Origin of the sequence: Bartonella koehlerae C-29 (assembly GCF_000706625.1) — a bacterium.
GTDB lineage: Bacteria > Pseudomonadota > Alphaproteobacteria > Rhizobiales > Rhizobiaceae > Bartonella > Bartonella koehlerae.
In genome coordinates, this window is sequence record NZ_KL407334.1 from 539085 (window position 1) to 556214 (window position 17130).

Below are 17130 nucleotides of genomic sequence, written 5' to 3' on the forward strand. Positions count from 1 at the left end.
TTCTCCGTTTTTTAAAGACTTCAGGGGAAAGAAAAATTATCAGCGCGATCTTTTTGGTGTCCATTTAGAAATGACCATAATTTTTTTATGAAGTTTTGATTTATTTTGTTAAATAAGCTGGTATTTTGTTGTGCTATGTCATCGAGGCTCATTGGCGGTTTGCGCCCAATATTATTGGGCTTTTGTATAATAAATTGTGGATTACTCGTATTAGTAAGATATCTATTTTTATGAGAGGATGGATCAAAATTTAAAATATTTTTCAATGGTTTTTCTAAATAAAAAGCAAGTTTTTTCTTTCCCTCAAAGGTGAAATTAATGCCGTTATTGGTGCGTAATTTGGCTACTCTTCCATTAACATCATAGCCGGAAAAAGAAAATTGACCTTTCTCATCAGTAAATCCACTCCAAATATCGAGGAAATATCCTCCTGCTACTTCTGTTTTTTTCCTGTATAACTCATTAAAAATATTCATTTTTTGTGTCAAATTATCATTTTCAAAAGCAGGTTGCCCCATCCATATCCAGGGTTTCCCCGAAGAGTGAAGGCTTTCAGCAATTTCGATAATCCTTTGCTTGTAGATGTTTAGCCATTCTGGCTTAAGCGTACTGAATATGCCGTAAGACGTTATGATTGGTTGATTATCATTTGCACCGATTACCATGATAATAACGTCAGGTTTATTTTTATCAATGAGTTCAGAAAGATTGCTTTTCCAAGAAATGTGATCAGTTCTGACCAAACCAGAATCCGGTATTGTATTATTTATGATAATGATATCGTCATTATTAGTAAAAAGATTTTTGAGTGCATTAGCAACAGCAGAAGCTACAAAGTCCCCTATGACGAGAATGCGCTTTGCATTCTCTTTTTTTAGCTTATGTCTGTTTTTTTGTATTATAGTCTTTTTTGGTTTGTATATTTTTTGTTCTTGTTTGTTATGTTCCAACAACCATTTAAAGAAATTTGTCGCTTTACTTGGAGATGGTTGTGTGACACTCACGACAAAGAGAGAGAAAAGCAGAAAAATCAGGAGTATCGGGCGGGAATGGAACAAACACTTTACTCCAGATTATTGTTTTCGAAGAAGGGAGAGAACTTCAGGGGTTGGATATCCATTTGCTGTTAAGCCGTAGCGCAGCTGAAAAGCTTTAAGTGCTTTTCGAGAGGCTGTACCAATTATGCCATCCATTTCTCCTTTATAATAGCCAAGTGCTGCTAAGCGAGATTGTAGTTCTTTACGTTCGTGGAAAGTAAGAGGCGGAAATGGTCGCTGCCAATCTTGAACCAATCCAGAATGTCCAGCAATGCGGTTAGCAAGAAGTGCAACAGCGAAAGCATAGCGATCTGCATTATTATAACGTTTAAGAACAAAGAAATTTTTTGTTACTAAAAATATAGGTCCTTCTGGTCCATCTGGGTATTTCAATATTGCTTGTTCAGATAATGAAGGCAAAGGTTTCCCATTCGCCTGTTTTATACCTAGCTTTGTCCATTGTTCAAATGAATGCCAATCCTCGGGAAAATTTTTCCCTTGCGGCAATTTAACTTCTACTCCCCAAGGGAGTTTAGACTGCCAACCATTCATGTAGAGAAGATTAGCAGCGGTTGCGAGGGCATCTGGAACAGAGGTCCATATATCACGCCGTCCATCCCCGTCTATGTCAATGGCATAAGCGAGATAACTACTTGGAATAAATTGTGTATGTCCCATTGCGCCAGCCCAAGAGCCAGTAAGTTGTGCACGTGTAATTTCACCGCTTTGGAGAATTGTCATAGCAGCAATCAGTTGTGCATGTGCGTATTTTGCACGTTTTTGATCAGCAAAGGCCAGGGTTGCCAGTGAGCGAATGGTATCACGCATAACCCCTTTATTTGCTAAAACTTTTCCATAATTGCTTTCCATTGACCAAATCGCCAAGAGGATATTGCGATCAACACCAAAACGTTTCTCAATTTGAGAAAGCCACTTTTGCCATTTTTGAGTTTGGCTCTGTCCTTCCATAATTGCTATCTCGTGAATACGATTATCGAAATAATTCCATGAAGGATCAACAAATTCTGGTTGGTATGCGGCTTTTTCTAAAACCTCTGGATCAATTGCGTTGATGCCTTTAAAAGCCATATCAAATGTAGAGGATAAAATATTATTGGCAAGAGCTACTTTTTTAAATTCTTTAATCCACCGTTGAAAACCATCATGCGCGTATGCAAGTGGTGCAAAAAACATTAAGAAAGTAAAGAAAAGAGCTGCTAAACCAATGATAAGAGTTTTCAGATTTATTGATTTCACTGAAGAAAAGAAAGTTTTAGATTCTGTTTTTTGCATTTTTAAATTCCCCTCAATATTCGATTATTTTGATGTGCAAGGACTTCATTTATGTATTTGGTTTTTATTGATCATGTTATAAAGCAAATAAAAAGGCTGAAATGGATTATTTGTTTTGAAGGAACACTCTCAATAAAATATCATACTCTTGCATCTTTTTTTTGTCCATTATAATGGCAATTAAAACAATAAGATATCTTTTTTACCATTTAGTAAAAACATATGTTAAATGAAATCAGAAAGTTATAAGATGAATTAGGAGGATGAGAGTGCGTAAAATTCGGAAAGCAGTATTTCCCGTGGCTGGTCTTGGTACGCGTTTTCTTCCTGCAACAAAAACAATTCCTAAAGAAATGCTGACTGTTGTTGATAAGCCCGTTATTCAATATGTACTAGATGAAGCACGTGAAGCAGGTATTGAGCATTTTATTTTTGTAACTGGACGCAATAAAGCAGTCATTGAGGATTATTTTGATGCGCAAGTTGAATTATATACAACGCTTGCCGAACGTGGTAAGAGAGAAGAACTTGATCATTTACAAGCTTTACAACCTCCACCAGGTACCACTTCTTTCACTCGGCAACAGCAGCCTTTGGGACTAGGACATGCTCTTTGGTGCGCACGTGAGTTAGTTGGGGAGGAGCCTTTTGCTTTATTGTTACCCGATATGCTTATACAAGCTAAAAAGAGTTGCCTTTCTGAGATGATCAATCTTTATGAGAAAACTGCTGGAGGCAATATTATCGCAGTTCAAGAATGCGATCCTGGAGAAGCACATAAATATGGTATTGTTGGAAAAGGCAAACAGATTGCAAATGGTTTTGAAATCACAACAATGGTAGAAAAACCAATAAAAGGAACAGCTCCGTCGAATTTATACATCAATGGGCGTTATATCTTACAACCAGAAATTTTTAATATTCTCTCCCATCAAGAACGAGGAACAGGAAACGAAATTCAGTTAACAGATGCGATGGTGCGGCTTTCAAATGAGCAGGATTTTTTTGGTTTTCAGTTAGAGGGACGCACTTTTGATTGTGGTTCTAAAGCTGGTTTTATTGAAGCCAACGTTGCATTTTCTTTAGTCCGTGCTGATATGCACAGCCAAGTTTCTGCTTCATTGAAAAATTTACTAGAAATCATTAAAATGGAAAAATAATATAGATCTCTCATTAAATTCATTTATCAAATTTAATTATGGCAATACAGTCTTCCCATATGTCGGTTTTACAAAGCGCTGTTACATCGGCACTTAAAACAATTGCGAGTGAAAAACAGGGGCTTGAAGCCCTTGAGGCAGCTTTGCTTGAAAATCTTTCTTCCGCTTTTCAAGCTGCTGTTCAAACCATTAGAGATGCTAATGGTCATGTAGTAATTACTGGACTTGGCAAGAGTGGTCATATAGGTGCAAAAATTGCTGCAACTTTAGCTTCGACAGGGACGCCTGCCTTTTTTGTACATGCTGCAGAAGCCAATCATGGTGATCTTGGTATGATTGGATCTGATGATGTTATTCTTGCCTTGTCATGGTCAGGTGAAACTTTGGAATTAAGTGGCATTATAAACCATGCTGCGCGGTTTCGCACGCCACTTATTGCCATGACATCGGGGGAGTGTTCTATATTAGGACGGCAAGCGGATATTGTACTATTATTGCCAAAGATAGAAGAGGCGTGTCCCCACGGGCTTGCTCCTACAACTTCAACAATTATACAATTGGCGATGGGAGATGCGTTAGCTGTTGCTCTTTTAGAAATGCGTGGTTTTACCGCAACGGATTTTAAAATTTATCATCCTGGTGGTTCTCTTGGTGCAAGTCTTAAATACGTGCGTGATATTATGCATCGGGGTGAGAGTATTCCTTTGGTCGCGCAAGGTACAACTATGGCTAAAGCTATGAATATTTTGGTTGAAAAACATTTTGGTTGTGTCGGCGTTGTGAATCAAAAAGGTGAATTAATCGGAATTGTGACGGATGGTGATCTTGCACGCAACATTCACTTTAACTTATCAAAATTTAATGTTGATGAGGTAATGACCAAAGATCCCAAAATTGTCGAGCCGGATACACTGGTTGGTGCTGCAATAGCTTTTATTAATGATCACCATATAGGAGCTTTTTTCGTGGTTGAAGATAAGAAACCGATAGGAATAGTTCATTTTCACGATCTTTTACGCATTGGTGCTGCTTAAGTAAAAAATACCCACATCCGATAAAATTTTGTTTTGTGCAGGATTCAAAAATAACGGAATCTTTTCTGCGCAACAGCTTTATTGCAATACTTTTTGGAAACAGAAAAGTGTTTTTGGTATTTTAAAGGATATTTTGCTCAGGCAGGAAAATTTGTTTTCCCCTGTTATAAGAATGCTTTTTATGTTTCTAATAGAAGCTTTGACTTTATTTGTTTTATTTAAAATGTTCGCTTAAGAAAAAATCGTGTTCCTGTCTGTGATGTACAGAGAAGTTGTGTTGCGTTATGCGATATCATACAACTGACTTTAGATATCATTCCACGGAGAATGGAGCGTATTTCAATTTCTATATGTTGAGCACTGACATAATTATAGGTACCTTCTGATAGTTTTTCTTCTGTATCTGCTGCTCGCGTTTCAAAAACGCCATTATGAAAAGAAGAAATAATACCGTTTTCATCAAGCCATTTTCCATCAATTCCAGTTGGCATATTTGGACCGTAATATTGTGAAAAGCCACAGGCACCTAATCCCAAAGCGGTGATTATAAGACATAAAATACGGCAAGTATGCTTCATTTTTTTCACTCTAATTTATGTGATTCTGCTCTTTTGCTTCTATAAGATTGTTAAATTACTCCATGAGTCAATATGAAAAATTTGATGAAAATCAATGAAAAAGCAAAAAAATGGAAAAAAATGCCTTAATGTTGTATTTAAGTAACCGCTTGGTGAAATTCACATGTGAAACACAAGAGGTGAAATATTTCTTATGGTTTACGACGATTCTTACATTAAGCGGCTTAGTAGTCTCAAAGGAGATTATTAAAGTTATGGTTGGTCCCATTCTTGTTGCGAGTGAAGATTATGGGAGGCGTGTGGAGCTTTCTGCTATGCTACGCGGTTTTGGTTACCGTGTTATTGAAGCAGAAAATGGTCTTCGTACAATCGATCTTTTACACAGACGTAAAAATATTATGCTTGCACTTCTTGATGTTATCATGAGCGATTTGAGTGTGGGTGATTTGATTAAAATGATTAGAGTTGCTGGTGTTGCTGTTCCTATTGTTGTGATAGCACAACAAGAAAATCAAGAATTACTCCAGAAAGCTTTAACAGCTGGAGCTATTGATTATTGGATTCATCCAGTCACATTACTACGGTTGAGAGTCACGTTAGATACTCTTGCCCTCATCTCTGCATTGGAGCGTGAGGTTCATTATATTCGGAGAAAAAATGAAAATCATTTGCGATTTTCTGATCTTTATATAAAAAGTAGGGCAATGCAGATAGTTTTAGAGCAATCGAAGAGAGCAGCATCTTCTTTACAGAATCTTTTGATAGAAGGTGAAGTGGGAACTGGCCGTGAAACATTAGCCCGTATTATTCATCATGAGGGTTTGTTGTCAGAGGGAGATTTTATTCGCTTCCAATGTTTAGCTATCGTTGATCCAGAAGAAGAAAATCGCCAGTGGTTTGAGGAATTTTTACCGCTGGTTTCTTCTCTTGAAAAGGGAACGTTGTGCCTTTGTGATGTTGATCGACTCGAGCCCATACAGCAAAAGCGTTTTACGCATTACCTTAGAGAAAGGGAAAAGACTACAAAAGATAAAGCTTTTCCTTTTCGGATCATTGCGATTTCAACGTCTCGGCTTTCTGATCTCGTTAAAGAAGGCTTTTTTTTGCATAGTTTGTTTGAACAGTTTTCCCAATTATCTATAAGTGTTCCTGCTTTACGAGAATTAAGGGATGATTTTCCAGATCTTACACAACGTTTGATTGATCGCATTATTACGGAAACAGGGCGGTCACATGTACATGGTTTAGCAGGTTCGGCTCTTTCATTACTTATGCAATATGATTGGCCTGGTAATCGGAATGAACTTGAGAATTTTTTATTTCGTGCGATTTTACTCAGTGAAGGGCCATTGTTAACTGTTCGAGATTTCCCACAATTAATGGGAAATTCATTAATGAGTGCTCCAAAAATTATTGAAAGTAATATGCAAGAGGATCATGAGCAAGAATCGGTAAAATTTTTGGATGTTGACGGGCATGTTCGTACTTTTGCTGAGATGGAACGTGATATTATTGAGAAAGCATTTAAACATTATAAGGGACATATGAGTGAGATTGCACGCCGTCTTCGTATAGGGCGCTCTACCCTTTATCGAAAAATAGAGGGGTTGAGAGCAAATAGTCAAGAACAGAAGTAAAATCCACAACAAATTTCTATTCATGAGAAGTATGATTTAAAAAAGTGTAAAAGTTTTTGATGAAGACAACCGAGGAATTTAAGCGTTAAAAAAAATGTTATTTATTATAGAGCTTAGAATTGAAAATAATTTTGTAAATACGATGAGTGTAGATTTTATTGGGTCAATTGTTTTCAGCTTTTTTCTTATTTCAATTTTCATGACTTTAGCGCAATGTGATTTAAGATGATAAGAATAGCTTTAATACTTTTTGGCATTGAAGCTAAAATTTTGGAATCATTGATGTTGAATTTATATTCTCTTAAGCAAGAAGTGGCATTCTGTACCTTTTGCACGATTAAGATAGAATCACTAATCTGGTTGATTTGAGTTGTTTTGGTTTTTATCTAGAGTAGTGTGATGGCTTAAAAATAGAAAGTTGATCCTCTTTGACTCTGTTACAGATTGTTATCAGTTTTATCATATTCTTTTTTATTGCGTCTATGTTAGCAATTTACACTTATGGGCGTTTTGTTAAAAATGCTCGGGGGGAGCCTTCTTATGCGCTGACTGTTCAGAAAGATGAAACCGAGTTTGACCGTATAATAAGTCAATTAGCGGAGGAAACTGATGGATTGGGGGTTGATAAAGATGCTCTTTCACTTATTATCAGCAACTTGGATGCGTTTTGTATCCGTGCGGTAGGAGCAGCAAAGGCTGGGCGTAGTCTTGATCTCATGTACTATATTTGGGACGATGATTTAACGGGACGCTTATTATTAAGTGAAATAGTGGAGGCTGCTGATCGTGGTGTTCGTGTACGTCTTCTTTTAGATGATATTAATGCTCAGGCACGTGATCCAGCTTATATGGCGCTAGATAAACATCCTCATATTGAAGTGAGAATGTTTAATCCAGGGCGATCACGTAAGGGTGGTTTACGCCGTGGTTTAGAGATTATATTGCGGGCAATTACTGTAACACGCAGAATGCATAATAAAGCTTTTATTGTTGATGGTCGTGTGGCTTTTGTAGGGGGACGTAATCTTGCAGATTCTTATTTTGACGCTGGTAAAGAATCACATTTTCGAGATTTAGATCTGATGTTAATAGGTCCTTCAGTTAAAAAGGTGGAAAACATCTTTGATGACTTTTGGAATAGCGCTGTGGTTTTACCAATTCACACTTTGGTTGTTCCTAAAAGTGCAAATGACCTTGCTTCTTGGAAGCAGAAATTACGACAATTTCGTGATTCCAAGGCTGCAAAAGTTTATTTGGATTATGTCAAAAAGCATATTAGTTTTGACTATTTTATTCAGACAGGGAAGCGATTATTTTTAGCAGATAAAGTTGTTGTTCTTTCTGATCCTCCGGAAAAAGTATTGCGCAAAAAAGCAGAAAATTGGCTTATGAAAGCACTCTCACAGGTTATTGAAGATGCCCAAAAAACAGTTCAGATTACATCACCTTATTTTGTTCCTGGTAAAGTGGGTACGCAGAATTTTAGCAATTTGGTTTCAAAAGGTGTTGATGTCAAAATTCTTACGAATTCTTTAGCAGCCACTGATGTGGCACTCGTGCATGGTGGTTATGTACCTTATCGTAAGACGTTATTGAAAAGTGGTGTTAAGCTCTATGAGTTAAAACCAGGTGGAAATATGCACGGATTGCGACTGTTTCGATCAAGTAAGGCTAGTTTACATACCAAAGCTTTTTTAGTTGATCGTAAAACTGCATTTATTGGATCTTTAAACTTTGATCCTCGGTCAGCTGCGCTGAATACAGAAATGGGTATTCTTTTTGAATGTGCCCCAATTACAACGCGATTGGATTTGCTTTTTGCTGAAGAAACGACGGGTGAAATGAGTTATCATCTCCGTCTTAATGACAAAAACTGCATTTATTGGGATTTTATTGAAAACGAAAAACAATATAGCATTGATTATGAGCCAGAAAGCAATTTTTGGCGTCGTGCGTTTGCAAAAATAATAAGCTTGTTACCAATTGAATCACAATTGTAAATTTTATAAACTATAATCAAAGGATTATTTTAATTTTTCTTTCATTTTTTTTTTAGCATGGCATAATTTTGTGTCAATCCACAATTATGGGAACCGCAGTTGTATAAACTGAGAGTGTTTTTTATATAAAGGAATTTGGCTATGGCAAAGATTGTTGAAACGGGAACAGGTGCACTGGCATTGACTTTTGATGATGTTCTTTTACAGCCGGGTCATTCTCTTGTAATGCCTAGTCAAGTAGATCTTAGTACGCGTATTGCAGCTGATATTAAACTAAATTTGCCATTGCTTTCTGCTGCAATGGATACTGTGACGGAATCGCGTTTGGCAATTGCTATGGCTCAAGCTGGTGGTCTTGGCGTTATCCATCGTAATATGTCTTCTACAGAGCAGGCTGAAGAAGTCCGTCAAGTAAAAAAGTTTGAATCTGGTATGGTTGTTAATCCCGTAACAATTGGTCCTGATGCAACACTTGAAGAGGCAAAAGCTTTAATGCGCTTTCATGGTATCTCCGGTATTCCTGTTGTTGAAAATGGCACTAAAGGTGAGACTGCTGGACGGCTTGTTGGTATCTTGACGAATAGAGATGTGCGTTTTGCATCAGACCTAAAACAAAAGATTTATGAATTAATGACGCATGAAAATCTGATCACAGTGCGTGAAAATGTTCAACTCAATGAAGCGAAGTATCTTTTACATCATCACCGTATTGAAAAATTATTAGTTGTGGATGAACAAAATCGCTGTGTTGGCTTGATAACAGTGAAGGATATTGAAAAAGCACAATTAAATCCAAATGCTGCCAAAGATTTGCAAGGCCGCTTGCGTGTTGCCGCTGCAATGAGTGTAGGTAATGATGGTATTGAGCGGGCTGAACGATTAATTGATGCAGGGGTAGATGTGCTGGTAATTGATACGGCTCATGGACATTCTCAGCGTGTGCTAGAAACAGTTGAACGTGTTAAAAAAATGGCGTTTTCTCCGGCTCTTATTGCTGGTAATGTAGCAACTCCACAAGCAACACAAGCTTTGATTGATAGTGGTGCAGATGCTGTAAAAGTTGGTATTGGTCCTGGTTCTATTTGTACAACGCGCATTGTTGCAGGGGTTGGTGTTCCGCAACTTGCGGCCATTATGAGTGCTGCAGAAGTTGCTGACAAAGCAGGTATTCCTGTGATTGCTGATGGTGGGATCAAAGCTTCGGGGGATTTTGCTAAAGCTTTGGCCGGCGGGGCTTGTTCTGCTATGATTGGTTCCCTTTTGGCGGGTACAGAAGAAAGTCCTGGTGAGGTTTATCTTTATCAAGGACGATCTTTTAAAGCTTATCGTGGTATGGGATCTGTTGGTGCTATGGTGGGAGGGTCGGCAGATCGTTATTTTCAAGATGAAGTTCGTGATGAGCTTAAATTGGTGCCTGAGGGTGTTGAGGGTCAAGTTGCTTATAAGGGGCCGATAGCGTCGGTTTTGCATCAGCTGGCTGGTGGATTGCGTGCTTCGATGGGGTATGTTGGGGCAAAAAATCTAGCGGAGTTTCGCGAAAAAGCGACATTTGTTCGTATTACAAATGCTGGACTCCATGAAAGTCATACACATGATGTTGCTATTACACGGGAAAGTCCAAATTATCGCAGACCTGTTTAATGTATAAAAGCTTAGAATCATTTTGCAAAAACCTCAAAGACTTTTTAGCAAACAATACGAAAAATACGAAAATGGTCGTTTTTTCTCTTGTGATTTGATACAATAATCTCAAAAACATAAAGGGGAAAGAATTAGAGGCTAACATTCCAATTCTTTCCGTGGGTTATGTGAAATTAAGGGAATTAACTTTTTGTCGTCTTCCGCTCTGATTTTGACGCGCGTTGGCGAGTGTTAGTCTGATCACTTTGGATGGATTTCTTTCCGTTGTTTGAGGGCATTGTATTGTGACAGCTTTTAGATGAAGTTGTTTTCCCATTATTGTAAGTGTTCATTATTTTCTCCTTTTAAATTATCTGGCTTAAGGCCAGTACAGTAAAAACGGTCATGCCAAATAGTGGTTCCAAGCATTTTCTAAAAAGTTAATATTTTATTAGGAATAAGATAACTGTGCTGGTTTTGATAAAAATGCTTTTCTCCATTTTCAGAAAGATAGCATTTTCAAGATGTAGATATTGGATGTTATGTACTGTTTATAGAGAGCTATAAAAATTTAATTTGTGAAAGAATAAAAGTGGTAATGATTTTTGCGTACCCCTATTGGAAGAGGTATTTTAAGGATACATGCTGTTTTGTAGTATCAAGCTAGAATATATGTATTTTAAGATGAGAGGAATGTGAACGGATAGCATATGAGGGAAAAAGTTTTGCTGCTATCAACAAGCATGATCAGAATCATGTGATATTCAATGCAAATTTGAGATAGTTTTGAGAAGATTCCATTGGTAGTAGGAGAGATAATGTTGTTCTTTTCTTAAATTTTTTAGGTTTTTTAAAATTCAATGGGAGAGATGAATGCGCTTAGGTGGGCGTTTGCAGGCAGCAATAGATATTCTAAAAGAGATAGAAATTTGGCATCGCCCAATAGGTGAAGCTTTAAAAGATTGGGGATTTTGTCATCGCTTTGCAGGAGCAAGTGATCGTGCAACAATCGGTACAATTGTTTATGATGTCTTAAGACGACGTTATTCTTTACAATGGCGTATGGAGAGTGATGATATTCGGGATAGCGTTTTTGGAACCTTATTAGATACTGGTAAAATGACCATTGAACAAATTGACGGTGAATTAGAAGGAGATCGATTTGCACCGCAGTTACTAGGGGTGAGGCAGCGTCAATCGTGGCAAAGGCGGCAATTAGTTGATGCGCCAGACTATATTCGTGGTGATATTCCTCAATGGTGTCAAGCGCATTTGCGTCCTTTATTTGCTGACAATTGGGTCATTGAAGCTGCTGCATTAGCAACACGCCCCTCTTTAGATTTACGCGTGAATAGTTTGAAGGCAACGCCAGAAAGGGTTTTTCAGGAATTAGCAAAAACCAAAGCTCAATCGTTTTCATGGTTTCGACAAGCTTTAAGAATTGCGCCGATTGAAAAATTTGAACGTCATCCCAATGTTCAAGTTGAGCCAGCTTTTCAAAAGGGGTATTTTGAAATACAGGATTTGGGGTCTCAGATTGTTGCTCACCTTGTAGAAGCGAAAGAAAGTATGCAAGTATTGGACTATTGTGCTGGTGCTGGTGGGAAAACTTTGGCTTTAGCTGCCAGTATGAAGAATCAAGGGCAAATTTATGCTTATGATTCCGATAAAGTCCGTTTAGCTCCTATTTTTGATCGTCTTCGACGCGCTGGTGTTCGTAATGTACAATCGCGGGTGCAAAGAGAAGAATTGCAGTCCTTAGTAGGTCGGATGGATAGAGTTTTGCTAGATGCGCCATGTAGTGGTACAGGAACATGGCGGCGGCGTCCAGATACGAAATGGCGTCTAACGTTGGAACAGGTACGACGGCGCCAAATGGAACAAAGAGCTATTTTGAATGAGGCTATAGACTATCTTAAATTGAATGGGTGCTTAGTCTATATTACGTGCTCTCTTTTTGTGGATGAAAATGAAGAGCAAATTTCTCATTTTCTTCAACAGCATTGTAATTTTTATCCAATAAATATGCGGGCACTTTGGCAGCAATATTTTAGTTCTTCACCTGTGCAACCAGTCTTTTCAAATTATGGACTCACTTTATCGCCGGCAACAACAAAAACAGATGGTTTCTTTTTATCTGTGTTGCAAAAAAAACATTGAGGTATCTTATCGCATTTTTTATCTTAAATTTTATGAGAATAACCTTTTTCTTAAGCAAATAGGCTTGTAAAAGAGAAAAATTGAAGAGTAAATTTCACGAGTTATCTTTTACAATTATTGATTGGTTTTCTATGAACATATCACATCCAGACACTGTTCTTATTATTGATTTTGGTTCACAAGTTACACAACTTATTGCACGACGGGTAAGAGAAATGGGTGTCTATTGTGAAATTGTTCCTTTTCAATTAGCGTTAGAAGGCATGCAAAGGATAGAACCGAAAGCTGTTATTTTATCAGGCAGTTCTTATTCTGTTATTGATGACAGTTCACCGCGTGCTCCTATGGAAATTTTTGAAATGGGTGTTCCAGTTCTCGGTATTTGTTATGGTGAACAAGTCATGTGTGTTCAGCTTGGGGGAAAAGTTGCATCAGGACAGGAACGTGAATTTGGACGGGCTTTTTTGGAGATACAAGAAAACAGTGCACTTTTTGAGGGTATTTGGGAAAAAGGCTCTTGTTATCAAGTCTGGATGAGTCATGGTGATCGTGTGACTGCTTTACCAGAGGGGTTTCGTGTCATAGGAACATCAAAAGGTGCTCCCTATGCTGCTATTGCTGATGAGAAAAGGCGCCTTTACGCAGTGCAGTTTCATCCTGAAGTTGTCCATACGCCAGACGGTGCAAAACTTTTGCAAAATTTTGTTCTTAAAATTTCTTGTCTTAAAGGCCATTGGTCAATGGCTTCTTATCGTGAGCAGGCAATTACTAAGATACGGCAAAAAGTAGGGAAAAGTCGTGTTATTTGTGGTCTTTCAGGCGGTGTGGATTCATCAGTTGTTGCAGTACTCCTCCATGAAGCAATAGGAGATCAACTGACATGTATTTTGGTAGACCATGGGTTGATGCGCAAAAATGAGGCTCAAGAAGTTCTTACATTATTCCGAGATCATTATAATATAGAGCTTATTCATGTTAATGCCGCAAATATGTTTTTTAATGCTTTAGAAGGTGTCACAGATCCAGAAAAAAAGCGCAAAACGATAGGCCGTCTTTTCATTGAAGTTTTTGAAGAAGAAACTAAAAAAATAGGTGGTGCAGAATTTTTAGCGCAGGGCACGCTTTATCCAGATGTCATTGAAAGTGTATCAACTATTGGTAAATCGGTAACAATTAAAAGCCATCATAATGTAGGGGGATTACCGGAGCTGATGAACATAAAACTTGTAGAGCCTTTACGTGAGCTATTTAAGGATGAAGTTCGCTCGCTAGGGCGAGAGTTAGGATTGCCAGAGCAGTTTATTGGCCGTCATCCTTTTCCAGGACCTGGTCTTGCAATTCGATGTCCAGGTGTAGTGACACGTGAAAAATTAGAAATTCTACGTGAAGCGGATGCTATTTACCTTGATGAAATCCGTAAAGCCGGTCTTTATGATGAAATTTGGCAGGCGTTTGCTGTTCTTCTTCCTGTTCAGACTGTTGGTGTTATGGGGGATGGACGCACTTATGAATTTGTTTGTGCTCTTCGTGCAGTCACCTCTGTGGACGGAATGACTGCTGATTTTTATCCCTATGATATGGAGTTTTTGAGCAAAACAGCAGCACGTATTATTAACGAAGTGAGAGGTATTAATCGTGTTGTTTATGATGTAACGTCAAAACCTCCTGGCACTATTGAGTGGGAATGATTGAAATTCAATATAAGCATTTAGTAAGAAAGTACTGTTTAGATTTTAATATTCGCAAGAGTGAACAGAAATGAACAAGTTTCTTAAAAAGTTGTTGTTTATCGGGAGTTTGTTTTTCAAAGATCATAATCTCGTTGTATATGAGCCAGGAACGTTTAAATTTGAGAAGTGTGAAGTTTTGCATGTCTGAGAAAAAAATTGTTGCGCATCGTGGAGGAGCTAATCTTTATCCCGAAAATACACTTTCAGCATTTTATAACGCTATTGCGTTAGGAGTCGATGAGATTGAATGCGACATTCATCTTCTGAAAAGTGGTGAAGTAGTTGTCTTTCATGATTTTTATCTAGAACAACTGGTTGGAAAAAAAGAATATATTCATAATATTGATAATGAAACACGTAAACAACTTCATGTGAAAGGAAGTACTGAGGCTCCTCCTTTATTAGAAGAGGTGCTTGATCTTTTAAAACCAACTAATGTTGCGCTTCATCTTGAAGTCAAAACATGTGGTGAAGTTGAGCGTGAGACGCTTTTATCTCAAAAAGCACTTGCGTTGATAAAAAATCGAAATTTAACAGAACGGGTTTCTGCAATCAGTTTTGATCCTATAAGCCTTCGTCCCTTTATTGAAGCAGGAATAACATCCGGCCCATGTATTGATCGTTTTGAAGATGATATGTGCTATAATTTTGCTGAATGGAAAAAATTGGGTTATTCTGATTTGAGTTTAGATGGCTCTCTTGTTTCACAGAACTTTATTGAATCTGCGCTTGAAACGGGTTTTACTGTGGGGGTATGGACAATTAACGGAAGGCCTCGACTATCGCATTGGCTTGATATGCCTGTAAATTATATCACAACAGATCAACCTGATCTTGCTCTACAATTACGTGCACAAAAATAAATTTATAATACAAAACAAACAACATTACCCTAACAAAAATGAGGTTGATAGACAAAGAGAGCGCGAATTATTTACTGGTGGTGCTTATAAGATCAAAATTTTTACTTTATTTAATTATTAGATGTGCGTTTTCCAGTGCTTTTGTTAAAACTATGAAAATTCTGATGAGGAACAGTAAAGCTTAGTTTTTGACCATATTCGCTTGTAAGGCGCTCTTTTATTTCAATGGTAAAAATATTGCTATTCCAGTGTGTTAAAACATGACATCCTGTTCCGACAGGTTTGATAAGTTCAATTTGTGTTTGAAAGACAGGTCCTTGATCTGGATATTCACCTAACAAGATTACTTCGGGTCTGAATGCTAAAAGATCAGTTTCTTGACTATAAGACAATGAATAACCTAAATGCTGTTCTAAAATTTTGCGATCAAGAAAATTCATAGGGGGAGAGCCAATAAAATCAGCAACAAATATCGTTTCTGGATAATCATAAATTTCCATTGGCGTTCCAATTTGTTCAATAGCTCCTTTATTCATGACGACTATTCTATCAGCCAGTGTCATCGCTTCTAATTGATCATGAGTCACGTAGAGGCTGGTTGTTCCCAATGAACGCTGGAGTGTTTTAATCTCGATACACATTTGTGCACGCAGTTTCGCATCAAGGTTTGAAAGTGGTTCATCAAAGAGAAAAACACGTGGTTGACGAACAATGACACGCCCCATTGCAACACGTTGTCGTTGTCCTCCTGATAATTGCCGTGGTTTACGATCCAGAAATGGCTCTATTTGCAACAGCTTTGCAGCATGTGTGATGCGCTTATTTATTTCATCTTTAGGTGTTTTACGATTTTTAAGACCATATTCTAAATTTCCACGAACTGTCATATGGGGATAGAGTGCGTAATTTTGAAAAACCATAGCGATGTCACGGTCAGCTGGTTCACGATTATTGATACGCTCATTGTCAATATGCAGTTCGCCTGAAGTAACTTGCTCGAGTCCTGCAATAATGCGTAATAGGGTTGATTTTCCGCATCCTGAAGGACCTACAAGGACAAGAAGTTCTCTATCGGCAACAGTTAAACTTAAATCATCAATAACTAGAATACCGTTTTCATATTGTTTTTTTATATTTGATAACTGGATTATGGCCACAGTTATTTCTCCGTTTCAATAAGTCCTTTAATAAAAAGTCGCTGCATGAAAATAACGACCAGAACAGGCGGCACCATAGCTACAACCGATACTGCCATGAGTATGTTCCATTGAGGGTCATGTTGAAGTGATTCTACGATGAGCTGTTTGAGAATGATAAGAATAGTTTGATGATTTTGATCAGTTGTGACTATAAGAGGCCAAAGATATTGTATCCATCCATAAATGAACATAATGATAAATAAAGCGGCAATATTACTTTTGCTAAGAGGAAGAAGAATATCTTTAAAAAATTTAAATGGTCCTGCACCATCAACGCGAGCAGCTTCTAAGAGTTCGTCAGGAACAGTCAAAAAAAACTGGCGAAATAAAAATGTGGCAGTTGCAGATGCAATGAGTGGAATGATCATTCCGCCATAGGTATTGATCATGCCTAATTGTGCGACTACTGCATATGTTGGGATAATACGAACTTCGACAGGTAGCATCAGTGTAATGAAGATAAGCGCAAATGCAGTCTTGCGAAAAGGAAAACGCATGTAGACAATTGCATAAGCAGAAAAGAGTGAAATAATAATCTTTCCAATACTAATACCAACTGCCATAATGAGGGAGTTCATTAAGAGTGGCCAGAGGTTGGGCAAACCAAGCTGCATAAGTCCATCACCAAAAATTGTTTTATAATTTTCCAGGGCATATTTTCCTGGTAAAAGAGGAAGTGTCCCTGAACTAAATGCCGCTGAGCTATGGGTTGAGGCAATGATAGCAACATAAACTGGAAAACAAATAATGAAAATACCAGTAATAAGGGTGATATGAGTTAGAAATTTCAAAACAGGATGATTTTCAACCATGATTTTC

Annotated in this window: 13 protein-coding genes; 8 read left to right on the plus strand and 5 right to left on the minus strand. The window is 37.8% G+C overall.

The genetic code is table 11. The features are described 5' to 3' along the window. Positions 1-20 precede the first annotated feature (20 nt). Positions 21-1058, minus strand: coding sequence for an SGNH/GDSL hydrolase family protein (locus O9A_RS02290; protein ID WP_034458381.1), 1038 nt, complete (start codon positions 1056-1058; stop codon positions 21-23). A gap of 15 nt (positions 1059-1073) precedes the next feature. After that, positions 1074-2330: a lytic murein transglycosylase gene (locus O9A_RS02295; RefSeq protein WP_034458384.1), complete on the minus strand. Its 1257-nt coding sequence runs from the start codon at positions 2328-2330 to the stop codon at positions 1074-1076. Between the two features lie 269 nt (positions 2331-2599). Here O9A_RS02295 and galU point away from each other — a divergent pair, with 269 nt between their 5' ends. Both galU and O9A_RS02305 read left to right on the plus strand, forming a co-directional pair. After that, on the plus strand, positions 2600-3490 hold the full coding sequence (galU, locus tag O9A_RS02300) for a UTP--glucose-1-phosphate uridylyltransferase GalU (RefSeq protein ID WP_034458386.1): 891 nt from the start codon (positions 2600-2602) through the stop codon (positions 3488-3490). Between the two features lie 38 nt (positions 3491-3528). Beyond that, positions 3529-4524: a KpsF/GutQ family sugar-phosphate isomerase gene (locus O9A_RS02305; RefSeq protein WP_034458388.1), complete on the plus strand. Its 996-nt coding sequence runs from the start codon at positions 3529-3531 to the stop codon at positions 4522-4524. A 218-nt stretch (positions 4525-4742) separates the two neighbouring features. Here O9A_RS02305 and omp10 read toward each other — a convergent pair whose 3' ends face one another. Continuing rightward, the gene (gene omp10, locus O9A_RS02315) at positions 4743-5102 is read right to left on the minus strand and encodes an outer membrane lipoprotein Omp10 (protein ID WP_034458392.1); all 360 of its coding nucleotides are present in this window, start codon (positions 5100-5102) and stop codon (positions 4743-4745) included. A gap of 254 nt (positions 5103-5356) precedes the next feature. Between omp10 and O9A_RS02320 the strand changes: the two genes are divergently transcribed. From O9A_RS02320 to O9A_RS02345, 6 genes are all read left to right on the plus strand, one after another. Beyond that, the gene (locus tag O9A_RS02320) at positions 5357-6739 is read left to right on the plus strand and encodes a sigma-54-dependent transcriptional regulator (RefSeq protein WP_034458394.1); all 1383 of its coding nucleotides are present in this window, start codon (positions 5357-5359) and stop codon (positions 6737-6739) included. A gap of 428 nt (positions 6740-7167) precedes the next feature. Beyond that, on the plus strand, positions 7168-8739 hold the full coding sequence (locus O9A_RS02325; RefSeq protein WP_034458396.1) for a phospholipase D family protein: 1572 nt from the start codon (positions 7168-7170) through the stop codon (positions 8737-8739). Between the two features lie 141 nt (positions 8740-8880). Beyond that, positions 8881-10380, plus strand: a complete 1500-nt coding sequence (gene guaB / locus O9A_RS02330) for an IMP dehydrogenase (protein WP_034458398.1) — start codon at positions 8881-8883, stop codon at positions 10378-10380. An 852-nt stretch (positions 10381-11232) separates the two neighbouring features. Beyond that, positions 11233-12519 (plus strand): RsmB/NOP family class I SAM-dependent RNA methyltransferase, encoded by a 1287-nt coding sequence (locus O9A_RS02335; protein WP_034458400.1) that lies wholly within the window; start codon positions 11233-11235, stop codon positions 12517-12519. A 131-nt stretch (positions 12520-12650) separates the two neighbouring features. Then, positions 12651-14207 carry a glutamine-hydrolyzing GMP synthase gene (gene guaA, locus O9A_RS02340; RefSeq protein WP_034460168.1) on the plus strand — a complete coding sequence of 519 codons (1557 nt, stop codon included), beginning with the start codon at positions 12651-12653 and terminating at the stop codon, positions 14205-14207. A gap of 182 nt (positions 14208-14389) precedes the next feature. Next, positions 14390-15112: a glycerophosphodiester phosphodiesterase gene (locus tag O9A_RS02345; protein ID WP_034458402.1), complete on the plus strand. Its 723-nt coding sequence runs from the start codon at positions 14390-14392 to the stop codon at positions 15110-15112. Positions 15113-15222: 110 nt separating this feature from the next. Here the strand turns inward: O9A_RS02345 and O9A_RS02350 are convergent, their stop codons facing one another. Beyond that, on the minus strand, positions 15223-16269 hold the full coding sequence (locus O9A_RS02350; RefSeq protein ID WP_034458404.1) for a sn-glycerol-3-phosphate import ATP-binding protein UgpC: 1047 nt from the start codon (positions 16267-16269) through the stop codon (positions 15223-15225). A 2-nt stretch (positions 16270-16271) separates the two neighbouring features. Beyond that, complete coding sequence (ugpE, locus tag O9A_RS02355) at positions 16272-17123, minus strand: sn-glycerol-3-phosphate ABC transporter permease UgpE (protein WP_034458406.1); 852 nt, start codon at positions 17121-17123, stop codon at positions 16272-16274. Between the last annotated feature and the right edge of the window lie 7 nt (positions 17124-17130).